The organism is Pseudoalteromonas sp. C8 (genome assembly GCF_011378685.1).
In the GTDB taxonomy this organism is placed as follows: Bacteria; Pseudomonadota; Gammaproteobacteria; order Enterobacterales; family Alteromonadaceae; genus Pseudoalteromonas; species Pseudoalteromonas arctica.
In genome coordinates, this window is record NZ_WTKT01000037.1 from 1 (window position 1) to 3,679 (window position 3,679).

At 32.5% G+C, this 3,679-nt stretch carries 1 pseudogene; it reads left to right on the forward strand.

The annotated features are described in order from the left end of the window. Positions 1 to 102: 102 nt before the first annotated feature. A pseudogene (locus GQR39_RS19855) lies at positions 103 to 3,679 on the forward strand (leucine-rich repeat domain-containing protein); the annotation flags it as partial.

A 3,679-nucleotide genomic window follows, 5' to 3' on the forward strand; every position in this document is an offset into this window, starting at 1 on the left:
AATTTTTTATGAATATAGAAAATTAAAATGAGATATCAGCTAAATAAATTTAAGCAGATCTTGAGTGCGAAATAGGGCATTTATATAACATAGGGAAAGATCATGAGAGTTTTCAAAATAATACTTTTTTGTTGCTTTATATTAACCAGCCATTTTGTAAGTGCTACAGAATATGGCTGGGAAAAAGCTGATATACCAGTAGAACCCATAGGCTATAACAGTAAACTTACCGTATTTAATAATAAAATATATTCTTTGAACCAAAATCAGCTTGCTGTTTCTGCAGAAGCTAAACAATGGGAATCTGTTGAAATAGGCAACCTTGAGCTTAAAAGTAATAACTACTATAACCTTGTTGCTACAGATTCTATAATTGCCTTTGCTGGCAATTATAATGAACTGATCTATAGCTCAGATGGAGTAACATGGAAAAAGTCATCATTATCAACAGATAATTCAAATACATGGGTAAGTGGTGAGTATTTTTACTTCACGAGCTATCAGGATAATGAACTTGTTTTAATGAAAACTAGTGATTTTATTACAAGCACTGAAGTCGTAAGTATTGATGATTTAACAGTTTCATTTATACCAAATGTTAATGGTTATTATATTCAAAATATAAAGTTTAGCGCTGATAAAGCATTATTTTATTTTAATGATTATGGCTCTAGCAGTAACTCTACTATTTCTTACTTTGTAAAAACACAAGACTGGCGTACTTTTAAAGTAACTAACGCCACTATGAGTAATACCTATTTTAATGATTTTATAAGCATTGATGGTATCGATTTAGTTTCATTTAGTGGAGAAAATGCAGGAGTTTATAAATTAACCGCTGATGGGCTTGAGCATGTAACATCTAATATTGAAAGTTATAATGAACTACACCTATTCTCAGATGGTATTAATAGCTTTGCTATAGATCAAAATGGCAAAATAGCAGAATTTAACTCTGCGACAAGTAGCCTTAATTTTACTGAATTAACTACTGAGATTAATAATATTTCACATGTTTTTGATTTTGATGAGTCAATATATATTGTTGGGCATGAAGGAATTGTAGTTAAACTCAATGCTGATATGTCAGAAATTGAACTTGTGAAAAAACGATCACGTACAGTTGCTAGTGAAATATTTAACGGTGAGTTGCTGACTTTAAAGCATGAAAGTGATATTGATTATAATAGTGTTTATGCTCTGGAAGCTTATAATTTTGAAACTAAAAATAAAAGAGTATTGTTTCAGAGCACTCTAAATTCTACCTACCAATTATTTGTTAACGACGGCTTGGTTCATCTATTAGGTTGGGACTCATTTTTCACGTCAACTGATGGTGAAATTTGGATAGAAGCGAGCTATGACTCAGTTGATTATCTAAATGTAAATGAAATTAAAGCTTTAAGAAATAAGCAAATTGTTATTTTTAGCTTCGGAGAGATTTATAGTGGCACTAGTTTATCAGGTATTGAACAAGTTCAGACTCAACTTGACGATGGCACTTTATATATAAATTACTGGCGTGATATTTTTTATATAAATGGTACATATTACGCAAGTGTTGGCCTTTCAGATAATAGCCAAGCCTTAATATCTTCAAGTGACTTAAATGCTTGGGTTACCGAAAACGTTTTTGAAAATGGCTTTGAGCTTTATGCTGCCAGTGATACTGAATTACTTATTACTACCTACGATGAAAACTTTAATACACAGCCCATAGTGTTTGATACTGTTATTAGTGGTTTTACAGACTTCACGTTTGATTTTAACGATAGTATATATTCAATAAGCTCTTTTTATATTAAAAATAAAACTTTCTATAGTGTTAATTCAAACTTATATACAGTAGATAGTGATGGCTTATCTCGTGAGTTAACACCTAATAATTTTTATACTTTAATTAAAGTGTTAAATGATGGCGATGACCTATATGGCATTAATAATAATAATGATTTATTAACTCGCAAACCGCTGTCTGAAATAAAAGATACAGATGGCGATGGCTTGAACGATTTAATAGAAGAGTTTATAGGAAGCGACCCTTTTGTTGCCGATGCAGATGATGACTTTGACCGTGACGGTTTAACAAATGCAGAAGAGTATTATGCTGGGTCTTATATTTATAGCAGTGATAGTGACAGGGATAGTTTAACTGATGGTCAAGAAATTGCTTTAGGTACAGACCCAACATTAAGCGATACTGATGGTGATGGAATACTTGACTACGACGATTCAGAGCCTAATAACGCAAATGTAACAGCATTAGTTAAAAAAATTCAGGATATTAAGTTTGAGAGTGAAGTAATAAAACAATGTATTACTGATAGTTACTCACTAGATCAATCGGTATACGACGTCAGTTACTTTTATTGTTGGGCACAAAGTGATGTAGCTATTAAAAATATAAATGATTTAAACAATTTTAAATTTTTAACTGGTATACAGATTCCATATACTCAAGTTGAAAATTGGGAAGTACTACAAAAACTTGAGTTTTTAACTAATTTTGAAGGTTATAAACTAACTGATGAGGCTCTCGAGTTATTAGTAGATAAAGTGAATATTGAGAGGGTTTCTCTACGAAATTCAACACTCAGTAATCTAGTACCGCTAGCCACATTACCAAAACTTTTATCTTTAGATATGTATCGTTCAACGGTTGAGGATTGGCAGGAATTAAAAAATCTTAAGCTAACAGAGTTATACGTTCGACAAAGTAATTTTACAGATGCTTCATTGGTTAGTGCATCAGTAAAGTATTTAGACGCATCACATACACACATTGAAAACCTTTCTTTAGGTTCATTCAATCAGTTAGAGAGCTTGCGTTTATGGTTTGTTGAAATCGATGATTGGTCATTTCTAAGTTCGTTAACACATCTGACGGACTTAGATGCGGGCAACTCGAATTTTACAAATCTGAATCTGATAAATGGTGATAATTTAACTAGCTTAGAGTTATCTTATACGCAGGTTACAGATTGGACGAATATTAGCGAATTAAAATTACTTAACTCTTTATATTTAAATAATACAAGCTTTAATGACTTATCACTACTCGAAGGTATGGAACTATATGGTTTAGCTCTTTCAGATACAGATGTACTAAATTGGGAACTAATTAGTAGTTTTAAAGGGCTACGTAGTATTTATCTTGATGGTACGTCATTTTCAGATTTGAGTTTAATTGATTTGAGTTCTGACCATATAAATATGGGGCTCTCATCAACCCAAGTCGATGACCTATCTCCATTGTTTGCTTTTTCTGGTAACTACTTAAGTGTTGGTGTTGATAATATTCCGTTAGTTGATTTTACTCAGTTAGACACATTAGATAGCTTAAGTATTCGTTATTACGGCCAACCAATAGGTCTTGAAGATTTTGACGGTGACGGTATTCCAGATATCATAGATGAAGACGATGATAATGATGGTATGAGCGATGAGTTTGAACTTCAATATGGATTTTACCCGTATTACCCACAAGACGCAGGATTTGACTTTGATGGTGATGGGTTAACTAACTTAGAAGAGATGCAAGCGGGTACTGATCCAACCTCAATGGATACTGATAATGACGGAATTAGTGACTATATTGAGTTAACAAATGGTAGCGACCCACTAGACTCTTCAAGTACTATTGGAACTGCAGGTGTGTTGTCGCTGTTTAATGATACTA